This window comes from Streptomyces sp. NPDC053076 (assembly GCF_044546845.1).
GTDB lineage: Bacteria > Actinomycetota > Actinomycetes > Streptomycetales > Streptomycetaceae > Streptomyces.
The window spans coordinates 583463-597400 of the sequence record NZ_JBITZL010000002.1 but is presented as its reverse complement, the minus strand read 5'-3'; the positions used below and the strand labels follow the sequence as shown (position 1 = coordinate 597400).

The following is a 13938-nucleotide window of genomic DNA, read 5'->3' as shown; positions in this document are numbered from 1 at the left end:
ACCCCCGCCGGCGCCGCCGCGAGTCGGCGTGCGGTCGTAACGGAACAGCGTCCCGATTCCACGGGCGGGCAGGGCGCCTCTCGCGCGAGACTCACCTGGTCGAGCCCCCGTGACGGGAGAACGACTCCGGCCTTTTCGAGAGCCGACCGCAATTCTCTCAACGTTTCCTCCGCCTCTTCGACACACAGCGCCGCATGGGTGGTACGTCGCGCCTTCACCCTGCTCCCCTTCCCGTCCGGGTTTCACGCTTCGTGCATCCAGAGTGACGCTCCGCGTCTACACTCGACAGGTGTCTGCGCCCTACAAGTGCATGGCGGAGCACGGGGATTGGCTATGGCCAGCGGTTCACGGCAGCCGGTCCGGGAGTTCTTCGGCGCGGGGTTGAAGAGGCGCCGCTTACAGCGGCGGAGGTGGCGCATCGTGCGTCGAGGTCGTCGTACGGGGCGGTGTCGTCCAGCGGGGTCAGGGTCACCTGTGGCCCCCTCGGGCGCCGGTGCTTTTCGGGCCGTGCGGGCCGCCGTCCGGCCTCCAGTGGTGCGACCTCTGGCGGCTAGGCCATTCGTGTGCGCTGTCTTGACCGCCCCCACAGCCCCTCTTATGGTCGCGCTACCGATCGGACGTAGGACGTAGGACGTCGTATCTCACCTCCCACCCCTCCCCCACCCACCTGCTGGAGGACCCGTGCGCGACGACGTGAACCCCGACGTGCCGGCACCGCGCCGCCGGTCGTTCCTGAAGGGCGCCGGAGCGCTGGGTGCGGGCGCGCTGCTGGCGGGCTGTTCCACCGGACCGGAGTCGACCAACGACACCGGCAACGGTGGCAGCGGCAAGGACCGGACGCTGACCGCCGTCATCGGCTACGGCAACGACGGCAGCTGGGACCCGACCCAGACGGCGTCGGCGTTCGCGATGGCCGCCAACAACCACATCTACGAGGGGCTGCTGGACACCGATCCGATCACCCGGGCACCGTATCCGGCGCTGGCCACCGAGGTGCCGAAGGATCCGGGCGCCACCCGCTGGCGGTTCGCCCTCCGCCCCGGTGCCACCTTCCACGACGGCAAGCCCGTGACCGCCGACGACGTCGTGTTCGTCTTCGACCGGATCCTGGACCCGAAGACCCAGACCCTCGCCAAGGGATTCTTCGCGTCCTGGCTGGGGTCGGTACGGAAGGTCGACGCACACACCGTCGAACTGGTGCTCAAGTTCCCCTTCCCGGACGGGCTGTCGCGGCTCACGCTCGCCAAGATCATGCCGAAGCACGTCTACTCCAAGCCCGGTGCCTGGGACGACGCGATCAAGGGGCTGGCCGTGGGCTCGGGGCCGTACCGGCAGACCGCCCACCACCCGAAGTCGAACACCACCTTCCAGGCGTTCACCGGCTACAACGGGCCCCGCAAGCCGGCCTTCAAGCGCATGAACTGGCTGACCATCGTGGACGCGGCCCCTCGCGTCGCGAAGATCTCCGGGACCGGTGCCGGCGCGCAGATCGCCGACAACATCCCCTACGCCAACATCGCACGTCTGGAACAGGGCGGCCTGAGGGTGGCCGGCGGCGCCGGGATGAACAACCTCTTCCTGATGTTCAACACCCAGCACAAGCCCTTCGACGACGTCCGGGTGCGGCAGGCCCTGCACTACGCCATCGACACGGAGAAGATGGTGCGGGTCGCGCTGAAGGGGCACGGGAAGCCCGCGTCCTCGTTCCTCAACGAGGGCAACCCCAGCTACCGGCGGGCCAGGACCGTCTACGACTACGACCCCGGCAAGGCCAAGGCGCTGCTCGAGGCAGCCGGTGTGTCGCATCTGAAGGTCGAGATCCTCGCGGTCAACGTCAGTTGGATCGTGGACTGTCTGCCGACCGTCAAGTCCTCCTGGGACGCGATCGGCGTGGAGACCACGCTGGCGCCGCAGGAGACCACGGCCGTCTTCACCAAGATGGACCAGAAGCAGGACTACCAGGTGGTGGCGGCGGCCTCCAACCCGAACCAGTTCGGGCTCGACGCCGACCTGATCATGCACTACAACTACGGGCCCGAGAACCTCTGGATGCAGTACACACGATGGGCCGGCGACCCGGTCGCCAAGCGGCTCTTCAAGGACATGGACCGGGCGACCCGGGAGCCGGATCCCGCGAAGAAGAAGACGATGGTCCAGGACTACGTCGATGTCGTCGCCGAGCAGGCCGTGCTCTACCCGGTCGTCCACAACGAGCTGATGACCGCCTGGGACGCGCGCGAGCTCAGCGGGATAAGGGCGCAGCCGTACCCGGGCGTCAACCTCCTCCAGGCCCAGTGGATCTGACGGAATGACGACCGTCGTACGGATCCTGCTCCGCCGGGCCGCCCTGCTCGTGCCGCTGCTCCTCGGCATCGTGCTGTTCGTGTTCCTGGTGATGCGGTTCTCGGACGTCGACCCGGCGTCCGCGTTCTTCCAGGGCGCCAATCCGACCCCTCGGCAGCTGCACGACTTCCGGGAGCGCAACGGGCTGCTGGACCCGCTGCCGGTGCGGTACGTCCACTTCGTCGGCGATCTGCTCCACGGCGACCTCGGCACCAGCGCCCTCACCCGTGCCCCGGTGGTCGACCAGGTCACCACCGCCCTGCCGCTCACCCTCCAGCTGACCTTCCTCGGCCTCGCCGTCGCGGTCGTGCTGGCGCTGGCCGGCGGAGTGACGGCGGCGGTGTACCGGGACCGGCTGCCGGACCAGTTCATCCGGGTCGTCTCGCTGGTCGGGGTCGCCGCGCCGGGGTTCTGGCTGGCGCTGCTGATGATCCAGTACCTGGCCGTGGACCGGGGCTGGTTCCCGACCGGCGGCTACATCAACCCCGCCGACTCCGTCGCCGGCTGGCTGAAGACGATGGCCCTGCCCGCGCTCGCCCTGTCCCTGCCGGTCGCCGCCCAGCTGACCCGGATCGTCAGGACGTCCGTGGTGGAGGAGCTGGACAAGGACTACGTCCGTACGGCCATCGGGAGCGGGCTGCCGCCCCGGGTCGTCGTCGGCCGGAACGTGCTGCGGAACGCCCTGGTCAATCCGCTGACCGTGCTCGGTCTGCGGGTCGGCTACCTGCTCGGCGGCGCTGTCGTGATCGAGACGATCTTCTCGCTGCCCGGCATGGGCAAGCTGATGATCGACGCAGTGAAGAACGGCGACCCGGCCGTCGTCCAAGGGGTCGTCCTGACCACGGCCACCGGGTTCGTCGTCGTCAACCTCGTCATCGACATTCTGTATCTGCTGGTCAACCCACGACTGAGGGCGGGCTGATGGTCACGCGCGCGAGCCTGACGAAGCGGCTGTCCCGGCCCGGCGTCCGGCTGCGCGGCCCGCGCCGGCTGCCGCTGTCGTCGACGGTGGCCGTCTGCTTCCTGGCCCTGGTCGTCCTGGCCGCCGTCCTCGCGCCGGTGCTGGCGCCGGACGACCCGCTCGACCAGCAGGACCCGGTCGGCGGGACCGGGTCGCCGTCCGCCGCGCACTGGATGGGGCAGGACAGCCTGGGCCGGGACATCCTGAGCCGGCTGATGTACGGCGCCCGGTGGTCGCTGGCCATCGGGCTGGGCGCGACCACGCTCGCGCTCGTGGTCGGTGCCGTCATCGGGGCGCTCGCCGCCACCTCCCGCAAGGCGGTCGACGAGACGGTGATGCGCTGCCTGGACGTCGTCATGGCGTTCCCGGGGATCGCGCTGGCGGCCGTGCTGGTCGCCGTGTTCGGCGGCGGGATCGGCGTGCTGATCTGCGCGATCGCCTTTCTGTTCACGCCGCCGGTGGCGCGGGTGGTGCGGGCCAACGTGCTGGATCAGTACGGCGAGGACTACGTCACGGCGGAACGGGTGATCGGGGCCCGTACCCCGCACATCGTGCTGCGGCACGTGGCCGTCAACTGCGCCGCCCCGGTGCTGGTGTTCTGCACGGTCCAGGTCGCCGAGGCCATCGTCTTCGAGGCGTCGCTGTCCTTCATCGGCGCGGGCGTACGGCCCCCGGACCCCTCCTGGGGCAGTGTCATCGCCGACGGCAAGAACATGGTGCTGACGGGCGGCTGGTGGGCGACCGTCTTCCCCGGACTGCTGATCCTGCTCACCGTGCTGTCGCTGAACGTCCTCTCCGAGGGCGTGTCGGACGCGTGGGCCGCGCCGGCTCCGAGGGAGGTGCGGGCGCCGGAGGACCGGCTTCAGACGCCCGAGCCCGGTACCGGCGAGGTGCTCCCGCTCCCCGGGCTGACCGAGGCCGCCCGGCGGCTGCGCTCCCGGGCCCGGCCACTGCCCGGCCGGAGCGGGCAGCCGGTGCTCGCCGTGGAGAACCTCGCCATCGGCTTCCCGGGCCGGCACCGGGGCGTCGACATCGTGGCCGGGGTCAGCTTCGAGGTGTACCCCGGGGAGGTGCTCGGCCTGGTGGGCGAGTCGGGGTGCGGGAAGTCACTGACCGCGCTCACGGTCATGGGGCTCCAGCCGAAGGGCGCCCGGGTGAGCGGCCAGGTGCGGTTCCGGCAGCGGGATCTGCTCGCCGAGCCGATGCGGGTGCGGCGGCGGCTGCTCGGCCACGAGATGGCCATGGTGTACCAGGACGCCCTGTCCTCGCTGAACCCGGCCATGACCATCCGCGCCCAGCTGAGACAGCTCGTCCGGCGCGGTGGCCGCCGCAGCCCGCGGGAACTGCTGTCGCTGGTCGGCCTGGACCCGGAGCGCACCCTGCGCAGCTATCCGCACGAGCTGTCCGGCGGGCAGCGCCAGCGCGTGCTCATCGCCATGGCCCTCTCCCGCGAGCCGAAGCTGATCGTCGCCGACGAGCCGACCACCGCCCTGGACGTCACCGTGCAGGCGCAGGTCATGGAGTTGCTGCTCAGGCTGCGTAAGGAGCTGGGCTTCGCACTGATCCTGGTCTCCCACGACCTGGCGCTGGTCGCCGACATCACCGACCGGGTGGTGGTGATGTACGGCGGGCAGATCGTGGAGACCGGGGTGACCGCGGACCTGGTGGCGGCGCCGGCCCACCACTACACGCGCGGGCTGCTCGGCAGCGTGCTCTCGCTGGAGTCGGCCGAGGAGCGGATGACGCAGATCAAGGGGGTCGTACCGGCGCCCGCCGACTTCCCGGCGGGATGCCGGTTCGCCGACCGCTGCCCGCTCGCCACCGAGGTGTGCCACCGGGCCGCCCCGGTTCTCACGGGCACCCCGGCCCACACGGCCGCCTGCCACCATCCGGCGGTGGAGCTGACGTCCGCGGAGAGCGAGGAGGCCCTGCAGTGACCGCTGTCGTGGAGGTGCGGGACGCGCACGTCGTGCACAAGGCGCGCAGCGGCGGTCTGTTGCGGCGGGACCGGGTGTACGCCCTGACCGGCGCCGATCTCTGCGTCGCGGCCGGTGAGACGGTCGGTGTGGTCGGCGAGTCGGGGTGCGGGAAGTCGACGCTGGCGAAGGTGCTGGTGGGCATCGAGCGGCCGGTCTCCGGGACGGTGTCGTTCGGGGGCCGGGACCTGTGGGCGATGTCGTCCGCGGAGCGCCGGGCCACGGTCGGCGCGGGTACCGGCATGATCTTCCAGGACCCGTCGACCGCCCTGAACCGCCGGCTGACGGTCCGCCGTGTCCTGCGGGACCCGCTGGACGTCCACCAGCGCGGCACCCGGGCGGAACGGGAGGACCGGGTCCGGGAGTTGATGACCCTGGTGGGCCTGCCTCCGGCGCTGGCCGACGCCCTGCCCGGGCAGCTGTCCGGCGGGCAGCGGCAGCGCGTCGCCATCGCCCGCGCGCTCGCCCTGGACCCGGCGCTGGTCGTCGCCGACGAGCCGACCAGCGCCCTGGACGTCTCGGTGCGGGCGCAGATCCTCAACCTGCTGCTCGACCTGAAGGACCGTCTCGGCCTCGCCCTGGTGTTCGTCTCGCACGACATCCAGACGGTACGGCGGATGAGCGACCGGGTGATCACCATGTACCTCGGCCGGATCGTGGAGGAGACCCCGGCCGACCGGGTCACCGACGCCGCCCGGCACCCGTACACCCGTGCCCTGTTCTCGGCGACGCCCGGTCTGCTGGACCCGATCGAACCGATTCCGCTGAGCGGGCCGGTGCCCTCGGCGACCCGGCCGCCGAGCGGCTGCCCGTTCCGCACCCGCTGCTGGAAGGCCGCCGAGGTGTGCGCCCGGGTGATGCCGGACTTCTCGGCCGCGTCGCAGCCAGGACACCGCTACCGTTGTCACCATCCTGTGGAGGAGGACACGTCGACCCGAGACCTAGCTCGCCAGGAGCCCTGAATGACCTTCCCCGCATCCGGTGAGCCGGAGAGGCGCGCCGATGTCGTGAGCGCGAGCGCGCGGAGGCCCGAAGGGCCGAGCACGGTCGCGGTCTCGACATCGGCTCACAGCGCCACGGAGGCGAACAGATCAATGCAGCTCACCGGTGTCGTCCCGCCCGTCTGCACCCCTCTCACGCCGGAGCGCGAGGTGGATGTGCCCTCGCTGTTGCGCCTGGTGGACTTTCTGGTGGAGGCGGGGGTGCACGGGCTGTTCCTGCTCGGCTCGACCTCGGAGGCGGCCTTCCTGACGGACGGGCAGCGCAGGCGGGTGGTGGAGGCCGTCACCGCGCACGTGGGCGGTCAGCTGCCCGTCCTCGCGGGTGCGATCGACATGACCACCCCGCGGGTCCTGGAGCACGTCTCGGCGGTCACCGCGGCCGGCGCGCAGGCCGTCGTCGTCACCGCTCCGTTCTACGCCCGCACCCATCCTTCGGAGATCGTCCACCACTACCGCCGGATCGCCGCCGCCAGCCCGGTCCCGGTGATCGCCTACGACATCCCCGTCGCCGTGCACACCAAGCTCCCCGCCGATCTGGTGCTGGGCCTGGCCGGGGACGGCGTACTGGCCGGGATCAAGGACTCCAGCGGGGACCTGGCGGCCTTCCGGGACATCGTCACGGGTGCCCGTACCCACCCCGGGTTCAGCGTGCTGACCGGCTCCGAGCTGGTGGCCGACTCCGCCCTGGCGCTGGGTGCCGACGGGGCCGTGCCGGGTCTGGCCAACGTCGACCCGCACGGTTACGTGCGCCTCTACCGCCAGTGCCGGGCGGACGACTGGGAGGGCGCGCGGGCCGAACAGGAGCGGCTGTGCGCCCTGTTCGGGATCGTCGGTGCCGGCGCCCCGGCGCGGATGGGCGGCAGCTCGGCGGCGCTGGGCGCGTTCAAGGCGGCCCTGCATCTGCGGGGTGTCATCGACTGCCCGGTGACCGCCGAGCCGCAGGTGCCGCTGTCCGGCGAGGAGGTCGAGCGGGTCGGCAAGTTCCTGGCCGCGGCCGGGCTGCTCGGTTCGGGTGCCCGCCGGCGCTGAAGCGGCGCAGGGCGCTCATCGCGGGCTCCGGTGGGTCCGGCGCAGTTCGTGGTGGACCGCCCAGGCGTCCGCGACCGGGCCCATGTGCCCGAGCTTGTCGGGGTTGATCACCAGACGGATCGCCTGGATCCGTCCGTCGAGCACGTCGAGGGTCATGGTGTGCAGCACCTTGCCCTCCCGGTCGCGGAAGATCGCGCCCGGCTGGCCGTTGACCTGGTGCGGCTCGAACGTCACGTCGAGCAGGGCCAGCCGGGGGAAGACGGTGCCGAGCACCCGGGACACGTGCTCGGCGCCCATGACCGCCCGGGCCAGCTGCGGTGCCTTGCCGCCGCCGTCGCCGGCCATCGACACATCGGCGGAGAGCAGTTCCCGCAGCCCGGTGACGTCGCCCTCGCGGAGGGCGTCGAAGAACCGGGACGCCAGTTCCTCCCGCTCGGTGCGGTCCGCCTCGAAGCGGGGCCGGTTCTCGCTCATGTGGCGCCGCGCCCGTACCACCAGCTGGCGGCAGGCCGCCTCCGAACGCCCCACCGCCGAGGCGATCTCGGGAAAACCGAAGTCGAACACCTCCCGCAGCACGAAGACGGCCCGCTCCAGCGGGCTGAGGCGTTCGAGCAGCAGCAGGGCCGCCATCGACACGGAGTCGGCCAGCTCCGCCGACCGCGCCGGGTCCTCGTAGGGGTCGGCGAGCAGCGGCTCGGGGAACCACGGCCCGACGTACGCCTCCCGCCGGACCCGGGCGGAGCGCAGCACGTCGATGGAGAGCCGGGTCACCGTGGCCGACAGGAACGCCTTGACCGACCTGGGCCGGGTCGGGGAGGCCGAGAAGCGCAGCCAGGTCTCCTGGACGGCGTCCTCGGCCTCGCTCACGCTGCCCAGGACCCGGTAGGCGATGGAGAACAGCAGGGGCCGCAGCTCCTCGAACTCCTCGGCTCTGCTCATACGAGACGCCCCCACGCGATGAAGCCCGCGATGGCCAGGTAGACCAGGTTCAGCAGCACGAACGCGAACTCGCCGCGCCGGCCGTGGGTGATCATCGCACCGGCCATCAGCAACGTCCAGCAGACGGCGGTCACCGGCACCAGTACCGGTGCGACGCCGAGCGTGGAGGGCAGGACCAGGCCGGCCGCGGCCAGGATTTCCAGAACCCCGAGGGTCTTCACGAAGCCGGTGCCGGCCTGCCCGGTCCATCCCCCGCCGTGCACGGCGGCCAGTGTCTCCTTGGGCACGAACGTCTTGGTGACACCGCCGAGCAGGGCCACGGCGGCCAGCAGTCCGGCGGCGGTCCACAGGGCCAGGTTCATCATCCGCTCCTCGGTCAGGGAAGGTTCGCACCTCCTTGGACGAGACAGCGATCCCGCCCGTGACATGCCGCCGGTGGCCGCTGGGGAAGGCGGAGTCTGCGGAACTCCAGGGACTCGTACGGGCTTTTGGCGCCGGTCTCGTAGAGGACGCCGATCGTGCCGGGGGCGAGCTGGACGAGGTCGGAGTAGGCGGCCGGGCGGGCCGTGAGGGTGCCGAGCCCGGTGAAGGTGTGGCCGGCGTCCGCGCTGGACCAGAGGGCCAGGGCGCGGCGGGCGGTCGGCACGGAGGGCGCCGAGAAGACCAGGGGCGCGCTCCAGCCCCGGGACTGCAGGACGCTGCCGTGGACCACGGGAACGGCGTTCAGGGCCGGCTGGACGGCGTAGGGGCGGTCCAGGGTGCGGCCGCCGTCGCTGGAGTAGGTGTCGAGCCGGTTGCCGGGTGCGGTGCCGTTCTGGTCCCGGGAGCTGAAGTAGACGCGGCCGTCCGGGAGCTGGGCGGCGCTGGTCTCGTTGGCGTTGGTCACGCCGTCGTATCCGTCGTCCACGAAACCGAGGTGCCAGTCGCGACCGCCGTCGTCGCTGTAGAGGGCGTGGCCGCCGTAGTACCTGGCCTCCTGTCCGGTGTCGCGGGAGCCGGCGGGCGGGGCCGCGGAGTGGTTGGCCGGGATCAGCAGCCGGCCGGAGTGCGGGCCCCGGGTGAGCGCGACCGCGTGGCCGGGGCCGGTGGCGTACCAGCGCCAGCCAGGTCGCGTCACCTCGGCCGTGATGTCCCGGGGGGCCGTGAAGCGCCGGCCGTCGTCCCAGCTGCGCTGTACGAACACCCGGCGGCCCTGCCCCGGTGCCACCTCGCCGCGCATGATCTGTGCCTCCGTCACGGCTCCGTCGTTGGCACAGGTCACCAGGACGACGGCGCCGGTGCGCGGGTCGACGACGGGCGCCGGGTTGCCCCGGGTGTGGCCGTGCCCGGCGGTCACCACGGTCAGCGGGCCCCAGGTGCAGCCGTCGTCGGCGGAGCGGCGCAGGACGACGTCGATGTCACCGGTGTCCCCGGCGCCGCCGCGCCGGCCCTCGGCGAAGGCCAGGACGGTGCCGTGCAGGGTCTTCACCACGGCCGGGATGCGGTAGACGGCGTAGCCGCCCTGCCCGGAGACGTACGGCTCGGAGGCATCGCAGCCGCCGGGCGCGGCGTGCGCGGGTGTCCGGACGGTGAGCGAGGTGAGGAGCACCAGGCTGGTGAGGAGGGAGCGGCTGCGCGGGTTCACGCCCTGATGCTGCCCGCGATGACGGTGCCGGTCTTACTCCGTAAGGGTGGTCAGGACGGTGTCCGGGCCGCCGCCAGCAGACGGGTCACGTCGTCGGCGCAGATCGTGAGGGCCGCGCCGACGGTGGCGAGGGCGTCGCGTTCGGCTGGGGTGTAGGGGCCGTCGGCGAGGGCGATGCGGGCGGCCTGGAGGAGCAGGGACTCGCGGCCGGACGGGGCCAGGTGGGGGGCGAGCGGGTCCAGGGCCTCGTGCAGCTCTATGGTCAGCCCGGCGCCGCAGGGCTGCCCGAAGAACCGGCCGGTGTCGGCGGCGAGGGCCTCGACCAGGGCGGCCAGCTGGTCCTCCGTGCAGTCGGCGAAGCCGGCTGCGCGGACCGCCGCGGCGGCCGTCTCCAGGGCCGGACGGGAACTGGTGCCGCCCGCCGCGAGCACCGCGAGGGCGACGGTGTGCACGGCGTCGCGGAGCATCGCGGAGAAGCGGCGGGTGGTGGGGTGGTCCAGGACCTCGGTGCCGAAGTGGTGCCGGCAGGCCGCGCACTCGACGACCGGTCCGGTGGCGCCGCGCGGCAGGACGGGCACCCCGAGGAGGGTGAGCCTGCGGCGGCCGGTGAGCCGCTGGTAGTTGCGGTCGCCGCCGCAGCCGGGGCAGAAGAACTCGCCGTCCCCGACGGGCGTCCACGCGGTGCGGGTGCCCAGGATGCGCACAACCCTGGTGGCACGGCCGTCTCGTCCCCGTACTGGCAGCACGTCGCACCTCCGTAACCGCGCGGCCACATCGCCGTGCTGGCGTGATGTTAGCCACATCACCGAGGTGTAGTCAGTACCCCGTAAGAGACCTTTCCGTGACCTGAGGGGCACGATGGCTGACAATCGACGACGCCCCGGCCGCCGGATGTGGCGGTCGGGGCGTCGAAAGACCCGGTCGGACGGGGTCAGCGGGTCGCGCGGTTCACCGCGGAGACGACCGCCTTCAGCGACGCACGCGTCGTGTTCGCATCGATGCCGATACCCCACAGAACCTTGTCGCCGATCGCGCATTCGATGTAGGAGGCGGCCTGTGCGGAGGCGCCCTCGCTCATCGTGTGCTCCTGGTAGTCCAGCAGGCGTACGTCGATGCCGAGGGACTGCAGGGCGTCGAAGAAGGCCGAGATCGGACCGTTGCCGGAGCCGGTCAGGACGGTGTCCTCGCCGTCGACGGTGGCCTCGACGGTCAGGGTGTCGACGCCGTCGGTGTCCGTCGTGGACTGGCCGGTTTTGACCTGGATGCGACCCCACGGGTTCTCGGGGTTCGGCAGGTACTCGTCCTGGAAGGCCGCCCAGATCTCCTTCGGCGTGATCTCGCCGCCCTCGGCGTCGGTCTTCACCTGGATGAGCTTGGAGAACTCGATCTGCATGCGGCGCGGCAGGTCCAGCTTGTGGTCGTTCTTCAGGACGTAAGCGACCCCGCCCTTGCCGGACTGCGAGTTGACGCGGATGACGGCCTCGTAGGAACGGCCGACGTCCTTGGGGTCGATCGGCAGGTACGGCACCGCCCACTCGATGTCGTCGACGGTGACGCCCCTGGCCTCGGCGTCGGCCTCCATGGCGTCGAAGCCCTTTTTGATGGCGTCCTGGTGGGAGCCGGAGAAGGACGTGTAGACCAGGTCGCCCACGTACGGGTGGCGCGGGTGGACCTCCATCTGGTTGCAGTACTCCCACGTACGACGGATCTCGTCGATGTCGGAGAAGTCGATCTGCGGGTCGACGCCCTGGGAGAACAGGTTCATGCCCAGGGTGACCAGGTCGACGTTGCCGGTGCGCTCGCCCTGCCCGAACAGGCAGCCCTCGACGCGGTCGGCGCCGGCCATCACGGCCAGCTCTGCGGCGGCCACGGCCGTACCGCGGTCGTTGTGCGGGTGGACGGACAGGCAGACGTACTCGCGGCGGGAGAGGTTGCGGTGCATCCACTCGAAGCGGTCCGCGTGCGTGGAGGGCGTCGAACGCTCCACGGTGGCGGGCAGGTTGAGGATGATCTCGCGGCCCGGGCCGGGCTGGTAGACGTCCATGACCGCCTCGCAGACCTCCAGCGCGAAGTCCAGCTCGGTGTCGGTGAAGATCTCCGGCGAGTACTGGTAGCCGAACTCGGTCTCCGGGCCCAGCAGTTTCTCGGCGTACTCCATCACCAGGCGGGTGCCGTCGACGGCGATCTGCTTGATGTCGTCCTTGGAGCCGCGGAACACCACCCGGCGGAACACGGGGGCCGTGGCGTTGTACAGGTGGACGGTGGCCCGCTTGGCGCCCTTCAGGGACTCCACCGTCCGCTCGATCAGGTCCTCGCGGGCCTGGGTCAGCACGGAGATGGTGACGTCGTCCGGGATCGCGCCCTCTTCCTCGATGATCGAGCGCACGAAGTCGAAGTCGGTCTGGCCGGAGGCGGGGAAGCCGACCTCGATCTCCTTGTAGCCCATCTTGACCAGCTGGTCGAACATCCGGCGCTTGCGCTCGGGCGACATGGGGTCGATCAGGGACTGGTTGCCGTCGCGCAGGTCGGTGGAGAGCCAGCGGGGAGCGGCGGTGATCCGCTTGCCGGGCCAGGTGCGGTCCGGGATGTCGACCTGCTCATAGCGGCCGTACTTGTGGATCGGCATGGGGCTGGGCTGCTGGCGGTTCGCCATGATGCGTAGGGCTCCTCAGGGTGTCCGGTAAGGACGGCCGACGACGCAACGCCAAGCTCCGCGGGGAGGGAGTCGGCCTCGACTACAGGCCCTCGCCGCGGCAGCTAAGAAGAAGCAGCCAGAAACGCATGATGCTCCGCAGCCTAGCCGAGCCGCTCCGGGGTGCGTGGGCCTGTCCCAGTATGCGGGACCGCACGGCAAAGCAGGACAAAAAGTGCGCCGCACCACATCGCTCTACCACATCGTCACGGAGCGTCGCGTTCCCTGTCCGGGTATTTCACCAATCATGGTGGCAGGTAGTGACACCTGCGTCACACAGTGCGATGGTGCCGAACATGACGACCAACGGGGGCTTCGAGCCCGTCTTCTGCACGATCGTGCCGCCGCACGTCCTCGACCAGCTCGCCCGCCACGAGGACCCCGCGCTCTCCGGCCCGGCCCGCCGCTCCCTGGAGCACGACGCCTACCAGCGCACCAAGCGCCGCCTGACCACGGTGATCGGTGCGCCCTCCGCAGCCCCGCCCGCGGGCGCCACCGCCGACCGGCCGCACCGCACGATCTACGACGCCGGGCACACCCAGGACCTGCCCGGCACCACGGTCCGCGAGGAGGGCTCCGAGCCCGGCTCCGACGCCACCGTCAACCGGGCCTACGCGGGCCTCGGCGCCACCTTCGAGCTCTACCTGAAGGCGTACGGCCGGCACTCCATCGACGACAACGGGCTGCCGCTCGACGCCACCGTGCACTTCGGCGAGAACTACGACAACGCCTTCTGGAACGGCGAGCAGATGGTGTTCGGCGACGGGGACAACGAGATCTTCCTCGACTTCACCATCCCGGTCGACGTCATCGGCCACGAGCTGACCCACGGCGTCACCCAGCACACGGCCAACCTCGCCTACTTCGGCCAGTCCGGCGCGCTCAACGAGTCGCTCTCCGATGTCTTCGGCTCGCTCATCAAGCAGTACACGCTGGGCCAGACCGCCACCGAGGCCGACTGGCTGATCGGCGCCGGACTGCTCGCCCCGCGCGTCACCGGCACCGCCCTGCGCTCGATGAAGGCCCCGGGCACGGCGTACGACGACGACGCCCTCGGCAAGGACCCGCAGCCGGCGACGATGGAGGGCTACGTCCGCACCGGCCGCGACAACGGCGGTGTGCACATCAACTCCGGCATCCCGAACCACGCCTTCTACCTGGCGGCCACGGCCCTCGGCGGCTACGCCTGGGAGAAGGCCGGGCAGATCTGGTACGACGTGCTGACCGGCGGCGAACTGAAGGAAGACGCCGGCTTCGCCGACTTCGCCACGCTGGCGGTGAAGGCCACGCGGGAGCGGTACGGCGCCGGGGACGAACTCCGGGCCGTGCAGAAGGCGTGGGAGCAGGTGGGGGTGCGGACCCTGTAGTTCTGT

The 13938-nt window shown here is 71.3% G+C and carries 11 protein-coding genes; 6 read left to right on the top strand and 5 right to left on the bottom strand.

What is annotated here, in order from left to right; all coding sequences use genetic code 11:
• Positions 1–681: 681 nt before the first annotated feature.
• The 5 genes from ACIGYR_RS09920 to ACIGYR_RS09900 all read left to right on the top strand — a co-directional run bounded on the left by ACIGYR_RS09920 (position 682) and on the right by ACIGYR_RS09900 (position 7310).
• Complete coding sequence (locus ACIGYR_RS09920; protein ID WP_399595924.1) at positions 682–2304, top strand: ABC transporter substrate-binding protein; 1623 nt, start codon at positions 682–684, stop codon at positions 2302–2304.
• Positions 2305–2308: 4 nt separating this feature from the next.
• Positions 2309–3265: an ABC transporter permease gene (locus ACIGYR_RS09915; protein ID WP_399595926.1), complete on the top strand. Its 957-nt coding sequence runs from the start codon at positions 2309–2311 to the stop codon at positions 3263–3265.
• Entirely contained in the window at positions 3265–5241 is a 1977-nt protein-coding gene (locus ACIGYR_RS09910) for a dipeptide/oligopeptide/nickel ABC transporter permease/ATP-binding protein (RefSeq protein WP_399595928.1), read from the top strand. The genes ACIGYR_RS09915 and ACIGYR_RS09910 overlap by 1 nt, the downstream gene beginning before the upstream one ends.
• The gene (locus tag ACIGYR_RS09905; RefSeq protein WP_399595929.1) at positions 5238–6242 is read left to right on the top strand and encodes an oligopeptide/dipeptide ABC transporter ATP-binding protein; all 1005 of its coding nucleotides are present in this window, start codon (positions 5238–5240) and stop codon (positions 6240–6242) included. Before ACIGYR_RS09910 ends, ACIGYR_RS09905 begins: the two co-directional genes overlap by 4 nt.
• 132 nt (positions 6243–6374) lie before the next feature.
• Positions 6375–7310 (top strand): dihydrodipicolinate synthase family protein, encoded by a 936-nt coding sequence (locus ACIGYR_RS09900; protein WP_391838455.1) that lies wholly within the window; start codon positions 6375–6377, stop codon positions 7308–7310.
• Positions 7311–7325: 15 nt separating this feature from the next.
• Here the strand turns inward: ACIGYR_RS09900 and ACIGYR_RS09895 are convergent, their stop codons facing one another.
• From ACIGYR_RS09895 to leuA, 5 genes are all read right to left on the bottom strand, one after another.
• The gene (locus ACIGYR_RS09895; RefSeq protein WP_399595930.1) at positions 7326–8249 is read right to left on the bottom strand and encodes an RNA polymerase sigma-70 factor; all 924 of its coding nucleotides are present in this window, start codon (positions 8247–8249) and stop codon (positions 7326–7328) included.
• A complete protein-coding gene (locus ACIGYR_RS09890) occupies positions 8246–8611 on the bottom strand; it encodes a DoxX family protein (RefSeq protein ID WP_399595932.1) in 366 nt (121 codons plus the stop codon). Before ACIGYR_RS09890 ends, ACIGYR_RS09895 begins: the two co-directional genes overlap by 4 nt.
• Before the next feature lie 14 nt (positions 8612–8625).
• Positions 8626–9873, bottom strand: coding sequence for an exo-alpha-sialidase (locus tag ACIGYR_RS09885; RefSeq protein WP_399595933.1), 1248 nt, complete (start codon positions 9871–9873; stop codon positions 8626–8628).
• Between the two features lie 50 nt (positions 9874–9923).
• Positions 9924–10619, bottom strand: coding sequence for a TerB family tellurite resistance protein (locus ACIGYR_RS09880; RefSeq protein ID WP_399595934.1), 696 nt, complete (start codon positions 10617–10619; stop codon positions 9924–9926).
• 185 nt (positions 10620–10804) lie between these two features.
• Positions 10805–12526, bottom strand: coding sequence for a 2-isopropylmalate synthase (leuA, locus tag ACIGYR_RS09875; protein ID WP_391838449.1), 1722 nt, complete (start codon positions 12524–12526; stop codon positions 10805–10807).
• 335 nt (positions 12527–12861) lie between these two features.
• Between leuA and ACIGYR_RS09870 the strand changes: the two genes are divergently transcribed.
• Positions 12862–13932 carry a M4 family metallopeptidase gene (locus ACIGYR_RS09870; RefSeq protein ID WP_399595936.1) on the top strand — a complete coding sequence of 357 codons (1071 nt, stop codon included), beginning with the start codon at positions 12862–12864 and terminating at the stop codon, positions 13930–13932.
• Positions 13933–13938: the final 6 nt, after the last annotated feature.